The 21,418-nt window shown below is 40.5% G+C and carries 18 protein-coding genes and 4 tRNA genes; 13 read left to right on the top strand and 9 right to left on the bottom strand.

Annotation, left to right across the window (positions count from 1 at the left end; all coding sequences use genetic code 11):
• Positions 1–73: 73 nt before the first annotated feature.
• Positions 74–1,333, bottom strand: a complete 1,260-nt coding sequence (locus ATK78_RS11175) for a prephenate dehydrogenase (protein ID WP_133576163.1) — start codon at positions 1,331–1,333, stop codon at positions 74–76.
• 239 nt (positions 1,334–1,572) lie between these two features.
• Here ATK78_RS11175 and ATK78_RS11170 point away from each other — a divergent pair, with 239 nt between their 5' ends.
• Entirely contained in the window at positions 1,573–2,217 is a 645-nt protein-coding gene (locus ATK78_RS11170) for a 2'-5' RNA ligase family protein (RefSeq protein WP_133576162.1), read from the top strand.
• 27 nt (positions 2,218–2,244) lie between these two features.
• On the opposite strand, the gene ATK78_RS11165 is transcribed toward ATK78_RS11170, so the two are convergent.
• Positions 2,245–3,444, bottom strand: a complete 1,200-nt coding sequence (locus ATK78_RS11165) for a glycosyltransferase WbsX family protein (protein WP_133576161.1) — start codon at positions 3,442–3,444, stop codon at positions 2,245–2,247.
• A 213-nt stretch (positions 3,445–3,657) separates the two neighbouring features.
• On the opposite strand from ATK78_RS11165, the gene ATK78_RS11160 reads away from it, so the two are divergent.
• From ATK78_RS11160 to ATK78_RS11135, 6 genes are all read left to right on the top strand, one after another.
• Entirely contained in the window at positions 3,658–4,743 is a 1,086-nt protein-coding gene (locus ATK78_RS11160) for an efflux RND transporter periplasmic adaptor subunit (RefSeq protein WP_317126201.1), read from the top strand.
• A 24-nt stretch (positions 4,744–4,767) separates the two neighbouring features.
• On the top strand, positions 4,768–7,935 hold the full coding sequence (locus tag ATK78_RS11155; protein ID WP_133576160.1) for an efflux RND transporter permease subunit: 3,168 nt from the start codon (positions 4,768–4,770) through the stop codon (positions 7,933–7,935).
• Positions 7,928–9,361: a TolC family protein gene (locus ATK78_RS11150; protein WP_133576159.1), complete on the top strand. Its 1,434-nt coding sequence runs from the start codon at positions 7,928–7,930 to the stop codon at positions 9,359–9,361. The genes ATK78_RS11155 and ATK78_RS11150 overlap by 8 nt, the downstream gene beginning before the upstream one ends.
• Positions 9,362–9,495: 134 nt before the next feature.
• Positions 9,496–10,188, top strand: coding sequence for a helix-turn-helix transcriptional regulator (locus tag ATK78_RS11145; RefSeq protein ID WP_133576158.1), 693 nt, complete (start codon positions 9,496–9,498; stop codon positions 10,186–10,188).
• A gap of 77 nt (positions 10,189–10,265) precedes the next feature.
• Positions 10,266–10,718 carry a DUF1569 domain-containing protein gene (locus ATK78_RS11140; RefSeq protein ID WP_133576157.1) on the top strand — a complete coding sequence of 151 codons (453 nt, stop codon included), beginning with the start codon at positions 10,266–10,268 and terminating at the stop codon, positions 10,716–10,718.
• Between the two features lie 2 nt (positions 10,719–10,720).
• Complete coding sequence (locus ATK78_RS11135; protein WP_133576156.1) at positions 10,721–11,305, top strand: YdeI/OmpD-associated family protein; 585 nt, start codon at positions 10,721–10,723, stop codon at positions 11,303–11,305.
• Positions 11,306–12,180: 875 nt separating this feature from the next.
• Here the strand turns inward: ATK78_RS11135 and ATK78_RS11130 are convergent.
• Entirely contained in the window at positions 12,181–12,639 is a 459-nt protein-coding gene (locus ATK78_RS11130) for an SRPBCC domain-containing protein (RefSeq protein ID WP_133576155.1), read from the bottom strand.
• Between the two features lie 407 nt (positions 12,640–13,046).
• On the opposite strand from ATK78_RS11130, the gene ATK78_RS11125 reads away from it, so the two are divergent.
• The 3 genes from ATK78_RS11125 to ATK78_RS11115 all read left to right on the top strand — a co-directional run bounded on the left by ATK78_RS11125 (position 13,047) and on the right by ATK78_RS11115 (position 14,999).
• Positions 13,047–13,796, top strand: a complete 750-nt coding sequence (locus ATK78_RS11125) for a glucose 1-dehydrogenase (protein ID WP_133576154.1) — start codon at positions 13,047–13,049, stop codon at positions 13,794–13,796.
• Between the two features lie 65 nt (positions 13,797–13,861).
• Positions 13,862–14,443 (top strand): TetR/AcrR family transcriptional regulator, encoded by a 582-nt coding sequence (locus ATK78_RS11120; RefSeq protein ID WP_133576153.1) that lies wholly within the window; start codon positions 13,862–13,864, stop codon positions 14,441–14,443.
• A gap of 142 nt (positions 14,444–14,585) precedes the next feature.
• On the top strand, positions 14,586–14,999 hold the full coding sequence (locus ATK78_RS11115; protein ID WP_133576152.1) for a VOC family protein: 414 nt from the start codon (positions 14,586–14,588) through the stop codon (positions 14,997–14,999).
• A 171-nt stretch (positions 15,000–15,170) separates the two neighbouring features.
• Here ATK78_RS11115 and ATK78_RS11110 read toward each other — a convergent pair whose 3' ends face one another.
• From ATK78_RS11110 to ATK78_RS11090, 5 genes are all read right to left on the bottom strand, one after another.
• The gene (locus tag ATK78_RS11110; RefSeq protein ID WP_133576151.1) at positions 15,171–15,728 is read right to left on the bottom strand and encodes a hypothetical protein; all 558 of its coding nucleotides are present in this window, start codon (positions 15,726–15,728) and stop codon (positions 15,171–15,173) included.
• 284 nt (positions 15,729–16,012) lie between these two features.
• Positions 16,013–16,084 (bottom strand) — tRNA-Glu (locus ATK78_RS11105).
• 30 nt (positions 16,085–16,114) lie between these two features.
• Positions 16,115–16,190, bottom strand: a tRNA-Met gene (locus ATK78_RS11100).
• A 91-nt stretch (positions 16,191–16,281) separates the two neighbouring features.
• Positions 16,282–16,353, bottom strand: a tRNA-Glu gene (locus ATK78_RS11095).
• Positions 16,354–16,394: 41 nt separating this feature from the next.
• Positions 16,395–16,470, bottom strand: a tRNA-Met gene (locus ATK78_RS11090).
• A 109-nt stretch (positions 16,471–16,579) separates the two neighbouring features.
• On the opposite strand from ATK78_RS11090, the gene era reads away from it, so the two are divergent.
• The gene (gene era / locus ATK78_RS11085; RefSeq protein WP_133576150.1) at positions 16,580–17,458 is read left to right on the top strand and encodes a GTPase Era; all 879 of its coding nucleotides are present in this window, start codon (positions 16,580–16,582) and stop codon (positions 17,456–17,458) included.
• Between the two features lie 47 nt (positions 17,459–17,505).
• The gene (der, locus tag ATK78_RS11080) at positions 17,506–18,807 is read left to right on the top strand and encodes a ribosome biogenesis GTPase Der (protein WP_133576149.1); all 1,302 of its coding nucleotides are present in this window, start codon (positions 17,506–17,508) and stop codon (positions 18,805–18,807) included.
• 23 nt (positions 18,808–18,830) lie between these two features.
• Here the strand turns inward: der and ATK78_RS11075 are convergent, their stop codons facing one another.
• Entirely contained in the window at positions 18,831–20,408 is a 1,578-nt protein-coding gene (locus ATK78_RS11075; protein ID WP_133576148.1) for a S41 family peptidase, read from the bottom strand.
• 184 nt (positions 20,409–20,592) lie between these two features.
• On the opposite strand from ATK78_RS11075, the gene murQ reads away from it, so the two are divergent.
• Entirely contained in the window at positions 20,593–21,417 is an 825-nt protein-coding gene (gene murQ / locus ATK78_RS11070; RefSeq protein WP_133576147.1) for an N-acetylmuramic acid 6-phosphate etherase, read from the top strand.
• Position 21,418 lies beyond the last annotated feature (1 nt).

Here is a 21,418-nt window from a genome sequence, read left to right as displayed (position 1 = left end):
TACAAAAATGTTACAAAACAAAAGCATCTATTTTAGTCTTTTACTATACTATGACTTTTCGTAAATGGGGTTGTTAAGTGTTAACTGCCAGCTTCCTGATCCATTCTGCACTTTCATTTCTGCCCTCGATCAGCCTTTCACCGAAGAACAATTTGACCTGCTCAAAATGCTGTTTATAGCCTTCCATATCGCCATATCCAATAATGGACGACCACTCGCGTACTGCAGAATGAAATTCAAGATCGTCTGCACGGATCTTTTTGTCAAACAACGCAGCTTCAATGGATTCTTCCAGCAGATCTTCATTTCTGAACAAATATTCTACGATACCCAACCTCAATTTAAAGGGCGGTGTCTGACAAATTAAATTATCATATGGATTTACGCCAAGGGTGTGCCAGGCATCAGCCATGCTCAGTAAACTCAGGTGGGAATTTGGTTTTCTAACTGCTGGTCCGCCAGATGGTGAAAACTCCTTCATCACATTGCCATTCAACAGCATGGGCTGCTCCTTATTTGCAAACATGAAATCCCTGGCCGTATAGATCCGTTTTCTAAACTCATGCTCTTTTTCCATGATCATCATTTTGAACAATGCGGATTCAGAGTTTGCATATTGCTTGACCTGTAAACGTGCATACGGATTTAAAATAGCCAGGCCAGCATAGATGTGTGCTTTATAGCTAAAGATGCGAAGTGTAGTTACTATTTTAACGTGGTCTATTCCTCCAATATACGATTCATTCTCCCAGGGAAAAAACCCTGACTCCTTCCATGCGGTACCCATGCTTTCAAAGCCCATGTGCGTAACAGCCTGTGTATCGGCAACAATCCTATCGTGTTCTTTATAGTCCATCTCAACCATATCAGATCCCAGTGAGGAAAGCAGGTCGATCATGCGTTTATAAGCTTCGTCTGTTGTCCGGTAAGGAATTACAACCAGCTTTTGGCCAGCAGGATCAAATGCCGGTCCGTGTAAAGAATGACAAGTAATGATATGGACATCTTTAGGCAGGTGCTTTTCAAAGGCGGCAATCTCAGGTTGTTTAACTGATGTCTGACCAGCCACAATTGCACCGTATTTGGTAGAACTTCCATATTGGCTTAATACTTCATTGATCTTCTCGGCTTCTACAGCATAAAAGATCACATCGGCCCTGCGGGAAACGGCATGACCATCATCCAGAACCTCAATCCCGGCCGGGGCCAGCTCTTCTCTTAGTTTCTCTATAGATGCCGGCAAATCTGAACCAAACACAGAATATCCTGCTTTAGCAAAACACAAAGCGTATAGCTTACCCATGTCACCAAGTCCAATAATACCGATCTCCATTGTTATAATTTAGGATGTAATTAAAAATAGTGATTTGGTATTAATGCTGCCCCTTCTCACCTATTTAAGTTACGAAAATACTACATTCCTAAAAAGAATGCCCATTTCTTTTGGAGAATGTAGTATTTTTTCATTTTGCTGCGTCAGTTAACCTAATATAAATCATCAATGATGTAAGTTTCAATCAGGCTTTAATTTTACTAAAATTATTAGTAATTTTAGTTTTCTAAAAATGGCTTATGGATTCATTACCGACAAATAAAGAAAACGATCTTCTTTATCAATACCTATTGGTTTTTTCTCCGGATGAGAAAGTTAATGCAGATATCTTAGCCATAAAAAAGGAATATAGAGATAAGTACGATTGTAAAAAATCAGCACATTTAAAACCGCATCTTACCCTGATTAATTTTCATCAATTCCAAAGCGTAGAGATTTATTTAATTAAAACCCTGGAAAAACTCTCAAGATCTATTTTTCCAATTCCGGTTAATTTATGCGGCTTCGGACAGTATCCACCACACACCATATATATTAAAGTAATAAATGGTGTTCAGATATCTGAATTGGTTAAAACGATGAGATCTAAACTTAAACCGATCATCACTACCATTGAAAAGAATAAGCCTGTATACATGAGCGATCCTCATTTAACCATAGCAAGGGGAATGTCAGAACAGCAGTTTAATCAGGCATGGCCGGAGTGGAAACAGCAGGAATTCAAAGCTTCTTTTAATGCCAGCGGAATGTTACTCATCAAACGACGAATCAATAAAACGGATGCCCAACCTCCCGAAAACTACCAGGTAGTGAAATATTTTCAATTTACCGGGACTGCTCATCATTTGGAACAACTAAACCTTTTTGAAGCAGCCCATGGATAATGATGGGATTATATCCAATGTCCGGTTTCAGTCATCAACAAATACCTTTTTAATGGCTTTTAGGTATCCATAACCATATACATTATCTGGTTGCAGGTAACTGGTTTCAGTCCATTCATTCCAGCTGTTAATGGTAATCAGCGGAACTTGTTTGGGATGTGCATCTGCAAACTCTTTGGCCATTCTTAAACCCTTTTCAAAGTTCTCCGGCGTATTGTTCTTTACTACAGCACTCCGCTGGGTCCGTGGGCTATTGTCCCAGCCAACACTAATGTGAGGGTAATAGGTAAAATCGAACGCCGTATCAATACGTGCCCATTCTTTTTTAACTCCATTCAGGATATTTAGATAATCATCATTTACGTTCGCAAAATGAGCGAACTGATAATGTGTAGCACTGGTAAAGCCTAATTTCTTTACAAATGCATTTTCAGGGTTTTTAGTTTTACTGCCATCGAAACCGCTGTGGTTTACATTGATTGACCACATGGTTAACTGAAGTTCCAATCCAGGAAAACCCGCCTTTTTAGTTTCCTCCTTAAACCACTTTAAGGCATCGGTAGCCTGGTCCACTCCGCCCAGCCCATCAATTAATTGCGGCATATCGTAGATCATAAATACGGGCTTGCCATCGATCTTATAATATTGAGGGAGTTTAAAATACTTTTCAATATTCCGCCTGCATATTTTTTCGAATTCAGCCCGGCTTACTTTACCCGTCCAGATTACATTATTTTCATTGTATCTATTTAAACGCGTGTCCCAGGTGTTGACCACATCATGATTTGCCCACATGAGATAAAACTTCATCTGATCGGCATTATCTGCTTTAAGAAATCCATTGTTAAGGGTAGTTTCCATAAATGGCCTTCCATCATACCAGTACCAGTCAAAGATGAAAACATTTACACCATGTTTTACGGCCTGGTTAATTTCCATGGACATGATTGCAGGGTCTGCCTCATTAACTGTTCCCCATAGCGGTATTCTATTCCAATAATGCCCTGGAAACCTGGTCTGCACTGAAGTAACCGTTTCCCATTCTCCAATACCGGAGGGCCAGAAAGGACGCAGCCTGGGATCATCACTGGCATATGCCGGATACAAAAACGCAGCGATGTCATATTTCTTTTTGCTGTTAGAAGTCTTCGCCTGTCCAAATACAAATTGACTGGTAATCAATACCACTATTAACAGCAGCAGCTGGAGGTTATTTGTTCTGTTCATATACCATTTGATTAGCCCCGTTAGTACAGGTAATCAAATCTAGTTAATTCGTGGAGTTAATGTATCCTGTACCGTCACGGTATTATGGTAAAATCTTAACGAGCACTCAACTTCATCTTTTCTTCATAATTGATTGATTACTTCGCCTCATTGAAAAAAAACAATATGCGAATAGCTCATTTTATAGATTTTTTATTCTTACCAACAAATTTTATGATGAAAAAACCTTTAATGCTCGTAGGCTTGTATGTCTTGTTATGCCAGACCGGCTGTACACAGAAAAAACAGGAAAAAGAAGAGGTTGAACACTACACTGTAACCAGTCCGCTAAAAATCGACACCTCCTTTACGAAAGAATATGTGTCGCAGATCCTCTCTGTGCGTAACATCGAAATCAGGGCCCGTGAGAAGGGTTATCTGCAGCAAATTTATGTAGACGAGGGTCAACCTGTAAAAGCTGGTCAGCTGCTGTTTAAGATGATGCCTAAAATGTATGAGGCAGAATTATTAAAAGCTCTGGCCGAACAAAAAGCATCAGAAATTGAAATGCAGAATACGAAAACGTTAACCGATAAAAACGTAGTTTCTAAAAATGAACTGGCCATGGCGGTTGCGAAACTCGATCAGTCCAGAGCAGAAGTTTCTCTGGCCAAACTTCACTTATCGCTTACAGAGATCAGGGCACCCTTTGACGGTATGATTGACCGCATCCCTAAAAAACTGGGCAGCGTAGTTGATGAAGGTGAACTATTAACCAGTTTATCTGACAATAGCCAAATGTTTGCTTATTTCAACGTTTCAGAACCAGAGTATTTAAATTATCAAACCCATGTAAAAGACCGCGGCAATACCAAGGTGAGCCTGGTGCTTGCCAATAATGAAATGCTGCAGGACAAAGGAAATATAGAAACCGTTGAGGGCGAATTTAATAATGAGACAGGGAGTATTGCCTTTAGGGCAAGATTTCCCAATACGAATAAATTGCTGAGAAATGGCGAGACCGGCAAGGTACTGATGACAATGCCATTGCGAAATGCGCTGATCATTCCGCAAAAGGCCACCTATGAAATTCAAGATAAAGTATATGTATTTGTTGTTGATAAAAAAGGCAAGGTCCGTTCAAGAAATATTATGCTTGCCGGGTCAATACCAGATCTTTATATCATAGCCAGCGGCATTGCGGAAGGTGATCAAATTCTGCTTGATGGCGTACAGAAGGTGAAAGAAAACGATCAAATCAAATATGCATTTGTATCTCCAAAAGAGGTGATCTCACATCTGCAATTGAAAGCTGAATAGCCTGTATCTAACTAAAGAAATCTTATGTTTAATAAATTCATACACAGGCCCGTCCTGTCTATTGTCATCTCACTGATCATCACTTTCCTCGGTGTATTGGCAATCACACAATTACCTGTAACGCAGTTCCCTTCCATTTCTCCGCCGAAGGTGAACATCACCGCAGAATACCCTGGTGCCAATGGAGAGCTGATGATTAAATCGGTAATCATACCCTTGGAACGTGCCATCAATGGTGTTCCAGGAATGAAATATATGGCCTCTGATGCTGGAAACGACGGAGAGGCAACCATCCAGGTGATCTTTAACCTGGGAACAGATCCAAACCAGGCTTCTGTAAATATCCAAAACCGGGTTGCATCAGTTATCAACAAGCTCCCTCCAATCGTGGTACGGGAAGGCGTAAAAATAACCAGGGAAGAATCAAATATGCTGATGTACATCAATCTTTACAGTAAAGACCCGAAGATGGATCAGAAATTCTTATTCAACTTTGCAGACATCAACGTACTGTCAGAATTGAAACGTGTGGATGGTGTTGGTGTGGCAGATATTCTTGGTAACCGCGAATACGCCATGCGGATCTGGCTAAAACCAGACCGGATGCTGGCACACAAAATCTCTGCAGACGAAGTATTGAAAGCACTGGATGAGCAAAGTCTAGAAGCCTCACCTGGTAAAACTGGAGAAAGCTCTGGTAAACGATCGCAGGCATTTGAGTACGTATTGAAATATCCCGGACGTTTTAGCACAAAAGAAGGTTATGAAAACGTAATCCTTAAATCTACTTCTAATGGGGAGGTGCTTCGCCTGAAAGATGTGGCAGATGTAGAATTCGGCAGCTCGTATTACGATTTATATTCAAACCTGAATGGTAAACCCTCTGCAGCGATTGTGGTAAAACAATCTTATGGAAGTAATGCGAGCCAGGTAATCAAAGACATTAAAACGAAATTAGCGGAGATCAAATCTTCTTCCTTTCCAAACGGATTAGATTATGAAATCAGTTATGACGTTTCGAAGTTCCTGGATGCCTCCATCGATAAGGTAATCCACACGCTACTGGAAGCATTTGTTCTGGTAGGCCTGGTAGTGTTCCTTTTTCTTGGAGATTGGCGATCGACACTCATTCCCGCCATTGCGGTTCCTGTGTCTTTAATCGGCACTTTCATGTTCATGCAGTATTTCGGCATTACACTAAACCTCATTACTTTATTTGCCCTGGTACTCGCTATTGGGATCGTGGTAGATAATGCGATTGTTGTGATTGAAGCCGTACACGCAAAAATGGAAGAAAAGGGGCTCTCCCCGCTTAAAGCTACCGAGGAAGCCATGCATGAGATTAGCGGTGCAATCATTGCCATAACATTTGTGATGGCAGCAGTATTTATTCCGGTTGCATTTATGTCTGGCCCGGTTGGGATCTTTTACAGACAATTCTCCATCACGATGGCTACAGCCATTATTTTATCCGGCGTGGTTGCCTTGACCCTTACACCGGCACTTTGTGCGGTCATGTTAAAGAACAACCATGGTAAAGCGAGGAAAAAAACAGTATTAAACCGAACATTAGACGGTTTTAACAATTGGTTTGGCCGTTTAACCGGTCGCTATCAAAAGGTACTTGGACTGATTGTAAACCGACGGATGATTACGCTTAGTATTTTCATTGCGTTTTGTGCAGGCATCTGGTTCATGAACAATACCCTTCCTTCCGGGTTCATCCCGAATGAAGATCAGGGAATGTTTTACGCAGTTATTCAAACGCCTCCGGGCTCTTCTTTGGAACGCACCAACCAGATTGCCGAAAAGCTGCAGAAAATTGCAGAAGGTATGGATGATGTAAAGTCTGTTTCGTCATTGGCAGGTTACGAGATCCTTACAGAAGGTACAGGAGCGAATTCAGGCACGTGTTTGATCAACTTAAAAAGCTGGGAAGAACGGAAGCATAATGTACAGGAAGTGATCACTGAGCTAGAAGAAAAATCTAAAGACATTGGTGGCGCCACCATCGAGTTTTTCCAGCCGCCAGCGGTACCGGGCTACGGCGCTGCAGGTGGATTTGAGTTACGTTTACTCGACAAAGGCGGATCTGGAGATTATAAAAAAATGGAAACGGTAAGCCGCGACTTTGTACGGGAGCTGAATAAACGACCAGAACTCTCCTCTGTATTTACTTTTTACAGTGCCAGCTTCCCTCAATACATGTTAAAAATAGACAATGATATTGCACAACAGAAAGGTGTAACCATTGAGAATGCAATGAATACGCTTTCTACGTTGGTAGGCAGTAATTACGAGACCAGTTTTATTAAGTACGACCGGCAATACAAGGTAATGGTGCAGGCTTTACCACAATACAGGGCATTGCCTGAGGATGTGTTGAAACTTTATGTTAAAAACAACCGCGACGAGATGGTTCCTTTTTCTGCCTTCATGCACATCGAAAAAGTTTATGGCTTATCTGAAATTACACGGCACAACATGTATAATGCTTCAGAAATCAGCGGGGCAGCTGCACCAGGATACAGCAGTGGTTCGGCGATTGAAGCAGTTACCGAGGTTGCTCAGAAAACCCTGCCACGGGGATTCGGGATCGACTGGGCAGGGATTTCAAAAGACGAAGTTGGCAAAGGCAATCAGGCCGTTTATATCTTCTTGATCTGCCTGGCCTTTGTATACTTGTTATTGGCCGCACAGTATGAAAGTTTCTTACTTCCCTTTGCTGTGATCCTGTCGTTACCAGCAGGAATTTTCGGAGCTTTTGTGCTGCTCAAATTGCTGGGTTTGGAAAACAACATCTATGCACAGGTAGCCATGGTAATGCTCATTGGATTGCTGGGTAAGAATGCCGTATTGATCGTTGAGTTTGCCGTTCAAAAACATAAGGCCGGCTACCCTGTGCTTCAGGCTGCTATTGAAGGTTCTGCAGTAAGGTTCCGTCCTATCCTAATGACTTCATTTGCTTTTATAGCAGGATTGATCCCCTTGGTTTTTGCATCTGGCCCCGGTTCAAATGGTAACCGGACAATCGGTTCGGCTGCAGCCGGAGGTATGCTATTTGGTACGCTTTTCGGCGTATTGATCATCCCCGGCCTTTATTATGTATTTGGCAAAATCGCTGAGAGACATACTTTAATTAAAAATGAAGAAGAAAATCCATTAACCGAAGAAATTGATCACAATGTTTAAATTCAAGCATTATCCAATAATAGGGTTGGCAGCAATTGCGTTAGCTATGGCCAGCTGTAAAGTCCCGGCAATTAACCAGACAGTAGAAAACAGGGCTGTACCCGCATCTTATGGCAATAGCCTGGATACAGCCAATAGCTCGGGCACACAATGGCGGGCTTTCTTTACCGACAAGAACTTGATCAGCCTGATCGATACCGCACTCAAAAACAATCAGGAAATGGAGGGCACCTTGCAGGAAATTGAAATTGCAAGAAGTGAGATCAGGTTAAGACAGGGACAACTCATGCCAACATTAGCAGCCCGGTTTGGTGCTGATGTTGAAAAAGTGGGCAGGTATACCAGTCAGGGTGCAGGCGATGCAAGTACAGAGATTGCGCCGGGAAAAGCGACACCAGACCCGCTAACAAATTATCTTTCCGGATTTTATGCCAACTGGGAAATTGACATTTGGAAAAAGCTTCACAACTCAAAAAAAGCAGCAATTACTCGTTATCTGGCCAGCGTTGAAGGTAAAAACTTCCTGTTTACAAATCTGATCTCGGAGGTTGCAAACTCTTATTATGAATTGCTGGCATTTGACAATCAGCTGGAGCTTGTTAAACAAAACATCGCGCTGCAAAATAATGCTTTGGAATTGGTAAAGGTGCAAAAAGAGGCAAGCCGTGTCACAGAACTGGCTGTGCAGAAATTTAGAGCAGAGGTATTAAATTCTCAAAGTTTGGAATTTGACCTGCAGCAAAGTATCAGGGAGACTGAAAATCGGATCAATCTATTGCTTGGTCGCTATCCACAAGAGATACCAAGAGATAAAAGCAGTTTTTTAACTGTGGCGCCGATATCGGTGCACGCGGGTATCCCATTACAATTGTTAGCCAACAGACCTGATATTAAGCAAGCAGAACTGGAACTGGCCGCTGCCAAACTGGATGTAAAAGTTGCGCGGGCTGAATTCTATCCTTCGCTTGGCATCTCTGCTGCGCTGGGCCTTCAAGCTTTTAAACCTTCATACATCGTAAAACTCCCGGAATCGGTGCTGTATTCAGTAGCTGGAGATCTGGTAGCTCCATTGGTGAACAGAAATGCCATTAAGGCTGAGTTTGCTTCTGCCAATGCCAGGCAGCTTCAGGCCATGTATAAATACGAGCGTACAATCTTGAATGCCTATCTTGAAGTAAGCAACCAGCTTTCTAAGGCCGATAACCTGGAGAAAAAGTATAGCCTAAAATCCAGGCAGGTGGATGTACTGACATCCTCGATTGACATTTCAAACGACTTATTTAAATCGGCAAGGGCAGATTATTTCGAGGTATTAATGACACAACGGGATGCGCTGGAATCAAAACTGGAACTGATCGAAACCAAAAAAGATCAGCTAACCACAGTAACCAACATCTATCGCAATTTGGGAGGCGGCTGGAAATAGGATTATCTAAAAGCTGGAAAAAGGAATCATTTAAAATGAATGATTGTTTTTGGTATTATTGCATACATTTATCATGTTACGCACCATTTTAGATAATCCCATCACAAAAAAAACACCTGTTGAAAATTTAAATCATGAACGGCAATGATACGAAACGACTTTCACGGCTAACGGCAATTTTAACCCAGCTGCAAACGAAACGACTTTTGACTGCGTCTGAATTGGCAAACAAGTTTTCCGTTAGCATCAGAACGATTTATCGGGACATCAGGGCATTAGAACAAGCTGGTGTTCCGATTTTGACAGAAGACGGAAAAGGCTATAAACTGATGGAAGGTTACAAGATTCCGCCTGTCATGTTTACCGAAAGTCAGGCCAATGCTTTAATCCTTGCAGAGCAGTTGGTGTTAAAAAATAAAGACACTTCATTTATTAAAGACTACATAGAAGCGATCGATAAAATTAAGGCAGTATTGGGGCATACGATAAAAGACAAAGCAAATCTGCTTGCCGAGCGAACCCGGTTCAGTCAAAATATGAACAGTGAGAGAAACAGCAATAACTTATCTGATTTACAATTTGCACTCACAAATTTTTGCCTCACAAGAATTGAATATACCAATGAAGCCAATTCGGCCACGGATAGATTGATTGAGCCTTTCGCATTGATAAGTACCCAGGAAAATTGGCTCCTGGTAGCCTGGTGCCGCTTAAGAAATGAATTTAGGTTTTTCCGTTTGGACAGGATTAAAAAACTGGAAATTCTTGAAGAGAAATTTAACCCGCACCAAATGACCCTGCAAGAATATTTTGACCGCTATCATTAATTTTTTTTTACCCCTGACATAGGGCTGTCGTTACACCAGCTTAGCTTTGCCCTGTAAACGTAAAAATTAATAAAAAAATGAACAATTTATTCAATCAATCCGATACAGCAGGTATCTTAGTAAGAATCGAAAAACTGTCACCAAATGCGCAAAGGCAATGGGGTAAAATGAATGTAAATCAAATGCTGGCACATTGCAACGCCTCTCTTGAAACCGCAATGGGATTAAGTTTCTCTAAAAGACTGGGATTTGTTGGCCGGTTGTTTGGTAAGTTATTGAAGCCTGCTTTTTTTGGTGAAAAACCATTCCCTAAGAACAGTGCTACAGATCAAAGTTATATCATTAAAGACAATCCGGACTTTGAAAAAGAAAAGGCGAAAGTTATAGAACAAATCACAATATTTTCTGATGGCGGGCCGGCGAAATGTGCCACTACTCCACATGCTTTTTTTGGGGAACTTACACCAGAACAATGGGCCATTATGCAGTGGAAACACTTTGACCATCACCTTAGACAATTTGGTGCTTAATTATGATTAAGAAGGAAAAAGAGATTGAATCTTTTTGTCCGGCAAGCCGGCAAGAGTGGCGGCTGTGGTTAAAGGAAAACCATGGTTTAAAGCAATCTGTCTGGCTTGTTTATTATAAAAAGAAGTCTAACCTTCCAACATTAACTTATAGTGATGCAGTTGACGAAGCCTTATGCTTTGGCTGGATAGACAGCACAAGAAAGACTCTTGACGAGGATACGTTTACACAGTTTTTCTGCAGGCGGAAACCAAACAGTGTTTGGTCAAAAGTAAACAAGGGTAAGATTAAGCAGCTCATTAACGAAGGACTCATGACCCAGGCAGGTTACGAAAGCATTGACACTGCAAAACAAAACGGTTCCTGGATAATTTTAGACGATGTTGAAGAATTAATGATACCGGAAGATCTGGAAAAAGAATTTAATACCAACCCGGGTTCAATGGATTTTTTTCTAAGTTTAAGTAAGTCTGTCAGAAAAAGTATGTTACAATGGTTGGTTCTTGCTAAGCGACCAGAGACTAGACAAAAAAGAATCAGCGAGATCGCAGAACTTGCGGCTCAAAAGCTAAAACCGAAACAGTTTTAGAAGAGTAGTTAGAACGCATTAAAAAGAGCCCGGACAGACACTTACTATAAAGAAAATATATTTCTCGCTATAAATGGAGTATCCGCGCACATTGAATGGGTTATTCCATACAATGTCCAAAGAATCTCCGAAGAATCTCCGGAAAAGAGCCAGTCATGAAAAATTACCTTACAAGCAATTTTCAGGTATACGTGTCCATCGTCTCACCCTTATAGTAACCTTATTAACCCGATAATTTATGGATTTGAAATCTGAATAAGCAAGTGGATTTGGAAAATCTATAGCCGGACCCGGGTTTCCGGCTATAAAGCTTCCTGTTTAAGATAAAGTGTGTGGACCCCAACTTACCGGCACAGAGGTCCTCAGAGACCCAAAACGAGATAAGTGGTGCCCACACACTCCATCCTACGCAAGAGTGCGGGCACTCATCACTTTATCGTCTCGCTTTATTGAAATTCTGAGGTTTCCATGCCGAGATTCTTAAGTGCTGAATGCTTCAATTTTTTTGAAGATTCTGCAAGTTATAACAATAGCTTTGTTTACATCATATTTTTTTAGTGTATACAAGCTTCTGCATTTTAGAATAGGAAACCAAATTTTGAAAAAACTATTTTCTGAGGGTTATAGAAGGCATTTGATCAATGTATAATTTAATTTACAACGAATAGGAAATATTATAAGTTACTGGCATACAGGAGCATTATCATCATCAAAAAATTGCACTTAAAAAATCTTTAAATAATTTTAAAGTTGCCAGATTAAATATTAAAATCTTTCCAGATCTGCCACCAGCAACCAGTAAGTATTACAAAACATTCAGCTTTTAAGCTGAGAAATAATATCCAGGATTTACTAAATCTGCTACCAGCAATCTATTAAGTTTTTGATTCACTGTATAGCTTTGAGAGGTATTTTTCAAGTCTTTCTATATTTTCTTTTTGTCCCTCATCAGCTTTATGTACTTTGACTATTGTATCATACATTGCAACCGTATCGAATAGCAAAGACCAATCTATTTGGGTTTCCTGGCCTTTAAGCTCAAAAGTAACTGTAGTTATGAAATGTGGATTAAAATGTTCAAATACGATTTTCTTAAACGGAATAATTTCCTTGAAAACACTTCTATTTGGAAAGTTTGTTCCATCTGGTCCGTGCAAGGTCAATTTCCACTCTCCACCTTCTTTAAAGTCCATCTTATGAATAGCTGAAGTAAATCCTTTTGGACCCCACCAGTTTGTAATGTGTTCGGGATTAGTCCAAACTTCCCACATAAATTCAATGGGAACCTTAAATGAACTTGCAATCCGGATCTTCCTGTTCTCCGCTTTTTCCATAGTCTTTGCCACTTGTTATGATGAAGATATATATTTTTTAAAGCTTTCCTTATAAGCATAACCAGATCACAGTTGTTTTTTATAAACTGATTTTGAACTAACTTTTCCTATTGCTACCTGGTTTGCATCAACTGGTTAGAATCATTCGTAAACTGCATTAACCTCAAATTGTGGTTTTTCGGCGCTGCTGCTTTGCTTACCCTACTCATATCACTTATTACCGTTTTCTTCCAGGCTTATAAAGCCGCCACAATAAGTCCTGAATCTTCTTTGAAATCAGAGTAGCTGTTTTCTAACCGATCTACATTTGTCATCATATCATCAATAATTCTTTTAACGGAACAATCATTCCGAATTAGATTTATATTTGCGGAACGATTATTCCAAAATATAAAAATAATTATAAAATGAAAAAATTAGCAAATAAAGTTGCCGTAGTAACCGGAGCCTCGAAAGGTATTGGTGCGGCTATAGCCAAAGGCCTTGCAGCTGCTGGCGCAAGTGTAGTAGTAAATTATGCATCGGCCAAAACCGGAGCAGATCAAGTTGTTGCAGAGATTACCGCTAACGGTGGTAAAGCAATTGCCATTCAGGGTAATGTAACCGATGAAACCCAAATTGCCCATTTATTTGAAGAAACAGCCAAAGCTTTCGGAGCAGTTGACATCCTGGTAAACAATGCCGGTGTTTATAAATTTGGTGCCATAGAAGAAATCAATGCGGAAGATTTTCACACGCAGTTTAATACCAATGTGCTGGGCTTATTGCTCACTACAAAGGGTGCCGTTAAGCATTTTAATGAACAAGGCGGAAGCATCATCAATATTGGTTCGGCAGTGAGTAACATCACACCAGTGGGAAGTTCTGTATACACAGCTACCAAAGCTTCAGTTGATGCGATTACGCACGTACTTGCCAAAGAACTGAGCGGAAAAAAGATTCGCGTAAACTCTATTAATCCAGGTATGGTAGAAACTGAAGGTACACATACTGCCGGATTTATTGGCAGCGATTTTGAAACAGAAATGGCACGTACAACTCCGCTGGGACGGATTGGTCAGCCTGATGACATTGCTGATGTGGCAACATTCCTTGCATCTGAGGATTCCCGTTGGTTAACTGGAGAGATACTGATCGTTAGTGGAGGGGTGAGATAATCCCTCCATCTGAATAATTAAATTAAAATGAATAGCTTTGCTTTATAGCAAGGCTATTTCTGGTTATGGCAAGAACAAAGGATTTTGATGAACAAATGGTGCTAACCAAAGCGATACAGCTTTTTTGGCACAAAGGTTACAATGGCACCTCTATGCAAGATCTTGTAGATGCTTTGGGAATCAGTCGCTCCAGTTTGTACGACACTTACACCGATAAACATACCTTGTTTTTAAAAGCCTTAGAAAGTTACCAGTTTGCCGGAAGCGCTAAAATTCAAGAAATCATTAACCAGACCGATTCGGCAAAGGAAACCATCAAAAAATTATTAAAACTGGTTACCTCCGAATTAATTGGTGATAAACAGCAGAAAGGGTGCTTTATGGTTAATGCCGAAGTAGAAGTAGCCCCACATGATCAGGAAGTAAACAACATCGTTTGCAAAAACGATCAACAGATGGAAGATGCTTTTTACCAGGTAATTAAAAAAGGACAGGATACTGGAGAAATTGAGAACAGTCAAGATGCAATGGCCCTGGCCAGATTTATTTTCAATGCGGTAAAAGGCATGCGTGTTACGGCAAAGTCAACACCAGATCAATCGCTTTTTGATGATATCGTTAAACTTACGGCAGCTGTGTTGGATTAGGGTAGAATGGTAAATGAGGTTCGTCCCAACTTTGGTTCTATATCATACAAGTCGCAATCACCCCCCTAATTTGTCATTTTTACACATTTGCACGTCCGTGACATTACTGTACCTTTAGATAAACTAAATCAGAAGAACACTTATGGCAACTCAAATTTTTGTGAACCTGGCGGTTAAAGACCTCAACAGATCTGTAGCGTTTTTCACTAAGCTTGGTTATACGTTTAACCCTAAATTTACTGACGAGAAAGCAACCTGCATGATCATCAGCGATACCATTTACATCATGCTGCTGACAGAAACATATTTTCAGACTTTTACCAAAAAGGAAATTGTAAATGCCCATAAAGCAGTAGAGTGTACCATTGCCTTATCTGCCGATAGTAAAGATGCCGTTAACGAAATGGTAGACAAAGCAGCAGCAGCAGGGGCAACAATACCTAATCCTGCCAGTGACTACGGCTTTATGTACCAGCATAGCTTTGAGGACCTTGATGGCCATCATTGGGAATTTGTATGGATGGATCCTAACGGTGCGCCTGAGCATCAGGGGTAATCAATGAAAAAGCCGCTTTACTTTTGCAGTGCCTCCAAAAAGTTAGACACTTTATGAGGCACTGCAGTGTGATTGATGTTTTTTTTGTAGCCCAAAAGGGAGATTCGTTGAACACTTGTTAGTGTTTAGGGCGGCATTAGCGCTAGTTTTAATGACTATTGCGGTTAATCCTCAGCAACCGTTATTTTTGCTAAAATCACGTTTAAAAAGTATCTTGTTATTTCGCTCAATATAGTCGCCCGATACAATCAAATATGGATGATTAGGCGAATACCCTGCGCTGCGGCTTCTTACAATTATTTTGTCGTTAACTTTCAGGTTATTTAACTGCTGAAAATCCTTCGGAATAAATTGCATCATGTATTCTTCGCCATCAATCCTAACTATAAGCCATTTTGGTCCTGATGATTTCGCGTTTGCGCGCTGAAAAGTAACAGAGGTTACCACAGCCTCCATATTGGTGAAAGCCTTTATGTACTTCCTTATTTTATCATGACTGGCATGCACTTTTTTACCTTCAGGAGAAACCTCCCATTCTTTATACTTTATACCGTCAGGAGAAGCCTCCCATTTTTTCCTGCTATCCAGGCTGGCTTTCCTTTCAGCGATGGATAACGGTTTTGGGGATCGACCAGTTTCATTTTTAATTTCACGATTAGCAAACACTAGCCCGCTCACCACAACCAGCGGTAAGATCAGCACATAGATGACATTTCTTGTATTTTTCATATCCTTTCAAATTGATTCAGCAAATCTACTTCGATATCTTTCGGGTCGAGCGGTTTGAATTGTAAATAAAAATGTAAACTTTGTAAATAAATTGTAATAGTGCGTTTGATAGCAGTCTCGGGGAGATCTGGAATGAAAATCAGGCTTTTCTTACCCGCCGTTGCTTAGCGCAATTTGTAGCTTTATCGCTTTGCCGATAGTAACAATTCGAGGCGGAGAGAAGGACTCACCAAAACAGTAAACATAAAAAAAGCATCAACCGTATCGATTGATGCTTTTTCCTGTAGCCCGCAGGGGAATCGAACCCCTATTTCCAGAATGAAAATCTGGCGTCCTAACCGGTAGACGAGCGGGCCATTAAATAAGAAGTGTCATTTCAACTTCTTTGGTAGCGGGGACCAGACTCGAACTGATGACCTTCGGGTTATGAGCCCGACGAGCTACCAACTGCTCCACCCCGCACTATATTTTTTTGGAACTCCGTTCCGCAAATGCCGACTATTCCTTACAGTCACAAAAAAACCGCTCAACTTTTTTGTAAAGCGGTTTCGAGTAGCCCGTAGGGGAATCGAACCCCTGTTTCCAGAATGAAAATCTGGCGTCCTCACCCCTAGACGAACGGGCCATTTTTGATTGCCTTAACTCCGAAAAGTTACGAACCATTTTTGGTAGCGGGGACCAGACTCGAACTGATGACCTTCGGGTTATGAGCCCGACGAGCTACCAACTGCTCCACCCCGCACTATATACAATTTTAGTCGCTTTGTTAAATCCTTAACTCTTCTTCCGAATTGGAATGCAAAGATATAATTCGTTTCTTTGCGGTGCAAATTTATTTTAAAAAATATTTCATGTCGCATAAAGCAGGTTTTGTAAGTATAATAGGTAAGCCCAATGCGGGCAAATCTACCCTAATGAATGCCCTGGTGGGCGAAAAGCTTTCGATCATCACGCCGAAAGCCCAAACAACCCGTCACCGTATTTTGGGGATTGTTAATGAAGAAAACTTTCAAATTGTATTTTCTGATACACCCGGCATCATAAAACCCCGCTATGAACTGCAAGATTCTATGATGAGTTCTGTAAAAGGTGCACTAACTGATGCCGATCTGATCTTGTTCATGACAGACATCAATGAGCAGTATGATGAGAATGATGTATTGGAAAAAATTATTGACACCACCATCCCTATGATCGTACTAATCAACAAGATTGACAATGCTACGCAAGAACAGGTGGATGAAAAAACTGCTTTCTGGCAGGAGAAATTAAACCCTAAACACATCTTCGCAATATCTGCCCTTCATAAATATAACCTGGATGGAATTATGACCATGGTACTGGATCACCTTCCTGAACATGCTCCTTTTTACGACAAAGAAGACCTTACAGACCGGAACCAACGGTTCTTTGTATCGGAAATTATCCGCGAAAAGATCTTTAATAACTACCAGAAAGAAATACCCTATAGCACAGAAGTAGTCATTACCGCCTTCAAGGAAGAAGAAAAAATTACCAGGATCAGTGCAGAGATCATCGTAGAAAGAGACTCGCAAAAGAACATCCTGATAGGCAAGGGAGGCGCTATGCTTAAAAAAGTAGGAACTGAAGCACGCAAGGATATTGAGAAATTCTTAGATCAAAAAGTGTTTCTGGAAACCTTCGTAAAGGTAATTCCTGACTGGAGAAGTAAAAAGAACTATTTAAAAAGTTTCGGGTACGAAAATTAAGCTTACCTTTGCAACCCCTTAATAATTAATACAATTCACAAACACACATGAGTAACATTATCGCAATTGTCGGAAGACCAAACGTAGGCAAATCTACCCTTTTTAACCGCTTAACCGAAAGTCGTAAAGCTATTGTTGATGATTTTAGCGGTGTAACCCGTGATCGTCACTATGGTTCTGCGGAGTGGACCGATAAACAATTTACCGTAATTGATACCGGTGGTTACGTTGCAAATTCAGAAGATGTATTTGAAGCAGCCATCCGTGAGCAGGTAGTTATCGCTATCGAAGAAGCTACCGTCCTATTGTTTATGGTCGATGTGACTACAGGCATTACCGATCTGGATGATGAAATTGCACAACTCCTTAGAAAAAGTAAAAAACCGGTTTTTACCGTTGTAAATAAAGTAGACAATACCCAATTACAAAATGAGGCCGCTGTCTTCTATGGCTTTGGTTTAGGCGAGATCTACCCGATCTCTTCCATGACTGGTTCTGGAACGGGTGATTTACTGGACGAAGTGATCGTCCATTTTGAAGATATTCCTGAAGAAGAGAACGCCCTGCCTAAAATTACCATTGTAGGCAGACCTAACGTTGGTAAATCTTCTTTGATCAATGCACTGATCGGTAAAGAAAGAAACATTGTAACACCTATTGCCGGTACCACCAGAGATTCTATTCACATTCATTACAACCAGTTTGGTCATGAATTTATGTTTATCGATACCGCCGGTCTTCGTAAAAAGACAAAGGTTAAAGAGAACATCGAATTTTACTCCGTTATGCGTACAATTAAGGCGCTGGAAGAAGCTGATGTGGTCATCTTAATGGTGGATGCGGTAGAAGGCCTGGAATCACAGGATGTAAACATATTCCACCTTGCTGAGAAAAATAAAAAAGGCATCGTTATCCTCGTAAATAAATGGGACTTAATCGAAAAAGATAATAAAACAGTTAAAGCATTTGAAGATCAGATTCGTCAGAAACTTCAGCCTTTTACCGATGTACCGATCGTCTTTACTTCAGTGATTAACAAACAACGGATCTTCCAGGCGATTGAAACTGCACTGGAGGTATTCAAAAATAGAGCGAAGAAAGTCCCTACATCAAAATTAAACGATGTAATGCTGCCAATTATAGAGAAATATCCGCCGCCAGCATTAAAAGGAAAATACATTAAAATAAAATACATTACACAGATCAATGCCACATCTCCAATGTTTGCGTTCTTCTGTAACTTACCGCAGTACATTAAAGAACCGTATAAACGTTTTGTAGAGAATAAGCTTCGTGAGCACTTCGACTTTACCGGAGTACCGATACAGATCTATTTCAGACAAAAATAAATCCTTTAAATAGAAACAGGCAATTACTGTAAACTGGTAATTGCTTGTTTTATCATTGCATCACTTAGGTTAAGCGCTTTATAATAGCCCGCATCACCTAAGTGATACTTGCATAAAAGAACTTTGATATCACTTAGAAGCACAGGTTTTGCTACGGCCAGCTGTTTAGGATCGACAACTACATTTCTGCCCTGGGCATACCGGATAAAATCTTTAAAATCAGCATCGTTAATTGAAAATGCCGCCATATTTTGTTCTATAAACGAAGCCGTGTACCTGCTCGCTAAAACATCATAAACAAAATCAAACAATACCTTTTTAGATACCAGTGTATAATATAATTTATTATAACCAGCGGTATCCATCTTAATGTATATATCTGGTTGTATACCACCGCCAATAAATGCTTTACTGTTTAAGCTATCTTTTTTACTGATCTTTCCTGAGGTCAGTTCACCATCGGTAAACCGCTCTTCAATTTCATTCTGATAGGCCTTGTAACCTTTTTTATAAGATTTCTGAATACTTCTTCCTGAAGGGGTATAATAACGTGCTATGGTCAGATTTAATGCAGATCCATCCCCAAAAGGAAATTGTTCCTGAACCAATCCTTTTCCAAAAGAACGGCGTCCAATGATGATCCCCCGGTTTAGATCCTGAACAGCACCCGCCAGGATCTCACTCGCTGATGCAGAATTTTCATTGATCAGCACCGCAAGCTTTCCATCTTCAAACTCCCCTCCGCCCGTAGCTACATAATCGGTTCGTGGTTCATGCTTTCCTTCTGTATATACAATGAGCTTATTCTCTTCCAAAATCTGATTGGCAAGTCCGGTAGCTGCCGTCAGATAGCCTCCGCCATTATCGCGAAGGTCCAGCACCAGCTTTTTCATTCCTTTAGCTTTAAGGCTCCGGATAGACTCTATAAAGTCCTTATCCGTTTCTGCACCAAACTTACTGATCCTTACATATCCGGTTTCTGCATTGAGCATATAAGACGCGTCTATACTGCTTACTTTAACCCTTTCCCGTTTGATATTCAGGACAACGGGCTGCTCTGCTCCGGGATGCATAACGATCAATCGTACCGGTGTACCTTCCCTGCCTTTAATTTTACCGATCATTTTTTCACGCGGCAGTGCTTTACCGCTTACAAAGACCGTATCAATCTTCAGGATCTTATCCCCTTGTTTAATGCCGGCTAAAAATGCAGGTCCATCCTTAAAAACATTAGTTACCAGTAACGTATCATTTAAAATATAATATTCAATTCCGATGCCTGCAAAATTCCCACCAAGTGTTTCGGCAAATTCATTGGCTTTAGCAGGGGGCAGATATATACTATGCGGATCTAATTGATGCAGCAAACTATCAATGGGTAAATGATTTAACGAATCTGCATTTACCTCATCTACATAATTTTTATTGATGATATGGATAATTTCATCCACCTTTTCAGCGTTATTATCGGCATAATGGGTAGTTCGCTGAAATTGGTATCCCTGGTCTTTTAGAAATTTATAGCCCATAAACATCCCACCTATCAAGGTTATTGAATAGGTAAGTGCAATTAATACGTTGTAACGGGTACTTTTCTTCATGGTTTAGACCCTGTAAAGTTATAAAATTACAGGGTCATTTAACTAATTAACCGCTTAGATTTTTAATTGTTTAACACAATTCACATTTAATTTACACCAGCCTTTCTTTTATAATTTTGAATTGATTACCGCTATTATTTCTAGTTTAAAAAGAAAATCACGAATTTTAACAAAAATTAAACGAATGATAAGAATAACCGAGCAAGAATCAAAGTACAATAACATTGATCAAATGTCTGTACTTGAAATTCTGACAGGCATAAATAACGAAGACAAAACGGTTCCTCTGGCAGTAGAAAAAGCTATTCCGCAAATAGAGAAGCTTGCTTCGGCTGTTGCAGAGCGAATGGCTAAGGGGGGAAGGTTATTTTATATCGGCGCAGGCACAAGCGGCAGATTAGGTGTTGTGGATGCCTCCGAATGCCCTCCTACTTTTGGCGTTCCCTTTGATCAGGTTGTTGGCATCATTGCCGGCGGCGATACTGCAATTAGAAGGGCTGTTGAAAATGCAGAAGATGATACCAAACAAGCATGGACAGACCTTCAGGAATATCAAATTAACTCAAAGGACTGTTTAATCGGACTGGCTGCTTCCGGAACAACCCCATATGTTGTTGGCGGATTAAACAGTGCCCGTAAAAATGGTATATTGACCGGATGTATTGTATGTAACGAAGGGGGCACCATTGCAAAAGAAAGTGATTTCCCGGTAGAAGTTGTAGTTGGCCCTGAGTTTTTAACAGGTTCAACTCGCATGAAGTCAGGAACAGCTCAAAAATTAGTACTGAATATGCTCAGTACTACAGTGATGATCCGGCTTGGAAAGATCAAAGGCAATAAAATGGTAGATATGCAATTGACCAATCACAAACTGGTAGACAGGGGTACTCAAATGATCATGGATGAATTAAACTTAGACCATGACCATGCTGCAGACCTGCTGATCCTTCATGGCAGTGTACGCAAAGCTATTGAAGCAAGTAAAGCCCTGGAGGGCAGCAATAAATAAT

It is taken from the genome of Pedobacter metabolipauper (assembly GCF_004362715.1).
Lineage (GTDB): Bacteria > Bacteroidota > Bacteroidia > Sphingobacteriales > Sphingobacteriaceae > Pedobacter > Pedobacter metabolipauper.
This window is presented reverse-complemented; position numbering and strand designations above follow the sequence as displayed.

Bases quoted from the DNA above. Each gene is read 5' to 3' on its own strand.
- ATK78_RS11075 (WP_133576148.1), bottom strand. From the start codon at position 20,408: ATGAAGAAAAGTACCCGTTACAACGTATTAATTGCACTTACCTATTCA.
- murQ (WP_133576147.1), top strand. From the start codon at position 20,593: ATGATAAGAATAACCGAGCAAGAATCAAAGTACAATAACATTGATCAA.
- ATK78_RS11120 (WP_133576153.1), top strand. From the start codon at position 13,862: ATGGCAAGAACAAAGGATTTTGATGAACAAATGGTGCTAACCAAAGCG.
- ATK78_RS11125 (WP_133576154.1), top strand. From the start codon at position 13,047: ATGAAAAAATTAGCAAATAAAGTTGCCGTAGTAACCGGAGCCTCGAAA.
- ATK78_RS11165 (WP_133576161.1), bottom strand. From the start codon at position 3,444: ATGAACAGAACAAATAACCTCCAGCTGCTGCTGTTAATAGTGGTATTG.
- era (WP_133576150.1), top strand. From the start codon at position 16,580: ATGTCGCATAAAGCAGGTTTTGTAAGTATAATAGGTAAGCCCAATGCG.
- ATK78_RS11155 (WP_133576160.1), top strand. From the start codon at position 4,768: ATGTTTAATAAATTCATACACAGGCCCGTCCTGTCTATTGTCATCTCA.
- ATK78_RS11110 (WP_133576151.1), bottom strand. From the start codon at position 15,728: ATGAAAAATACAAGAAATGTCATCTATGTGCTGATCTTACCGCTGGTT.
- ATK78_RS11170 (WP_133576162.1), top strand. From the start codon at position 1,573: ATGGATTCATTACCGACAAATAAAGAAAACGATCTTCTTTATCAATAC.
- ATK78_RS11145 (WP_133576158.1), top strand. From the start codon at position 9,496: ATGAACGGCAATGATACGAAACGACTTTCACGGCTAACGGCAATTTTA.
- ATK78_RS11135 (WP_133576156.1), top strand. From the start codon at position 10,721: ATGATTAAGAAGGAAAAAGAGATTGAATCTTTTTGTCCGGCAAGCCGG.
- ATK78_RS11140 (WP_133576157.1), top strand. From the start codon at position 10,266: ATGAACAATTTATTCAATCAATCCGATACAGCAGGTATCTTAGTAAGA.
- der (WP_133576149.1), top strand. From the start codon at position 17,506: ATGAGTAACATTATCGCAATTGTCGGAAGACCAAACGTAGGCAAATCT.
- ATK78_RS11160 (WP_317126201.1), top strand. From the start codon at position 3,658: ATGATGAAAAAACCTTTAATGCTCGTAGGCTTGTATGTCTTGTTATGC.
- ATK78_RS11175 (WP_133576163.1), bottom strand. From the start codon at position 1,333: ATGGAGATCGGTATTATTGGACTTGGTGACATGGGTAAGCTATACGCT.
- ATK78_RS11150 (WP_133576159.1), top strand. From the start codon at position 7,928: ATGTTTAAATTCAAGCATTATCCAATAATAGGGTTGGCAGCAATTGCG.
- ATK78_RS11130 (WP_133576155.1), bottom strand. From the start codon at position 12,639: ATGGAAAAAGCGGAGAACAGGAAGATCCGGATTGCAAGTTCATTTAAG.
- ATK78_RS11115 (WP_133576152.1), top strand. From the start codon at position 14,586: ATGGCAACTCAAATTTTTGTGAACCTGGCGGTTAAAGACCTCAACAGA.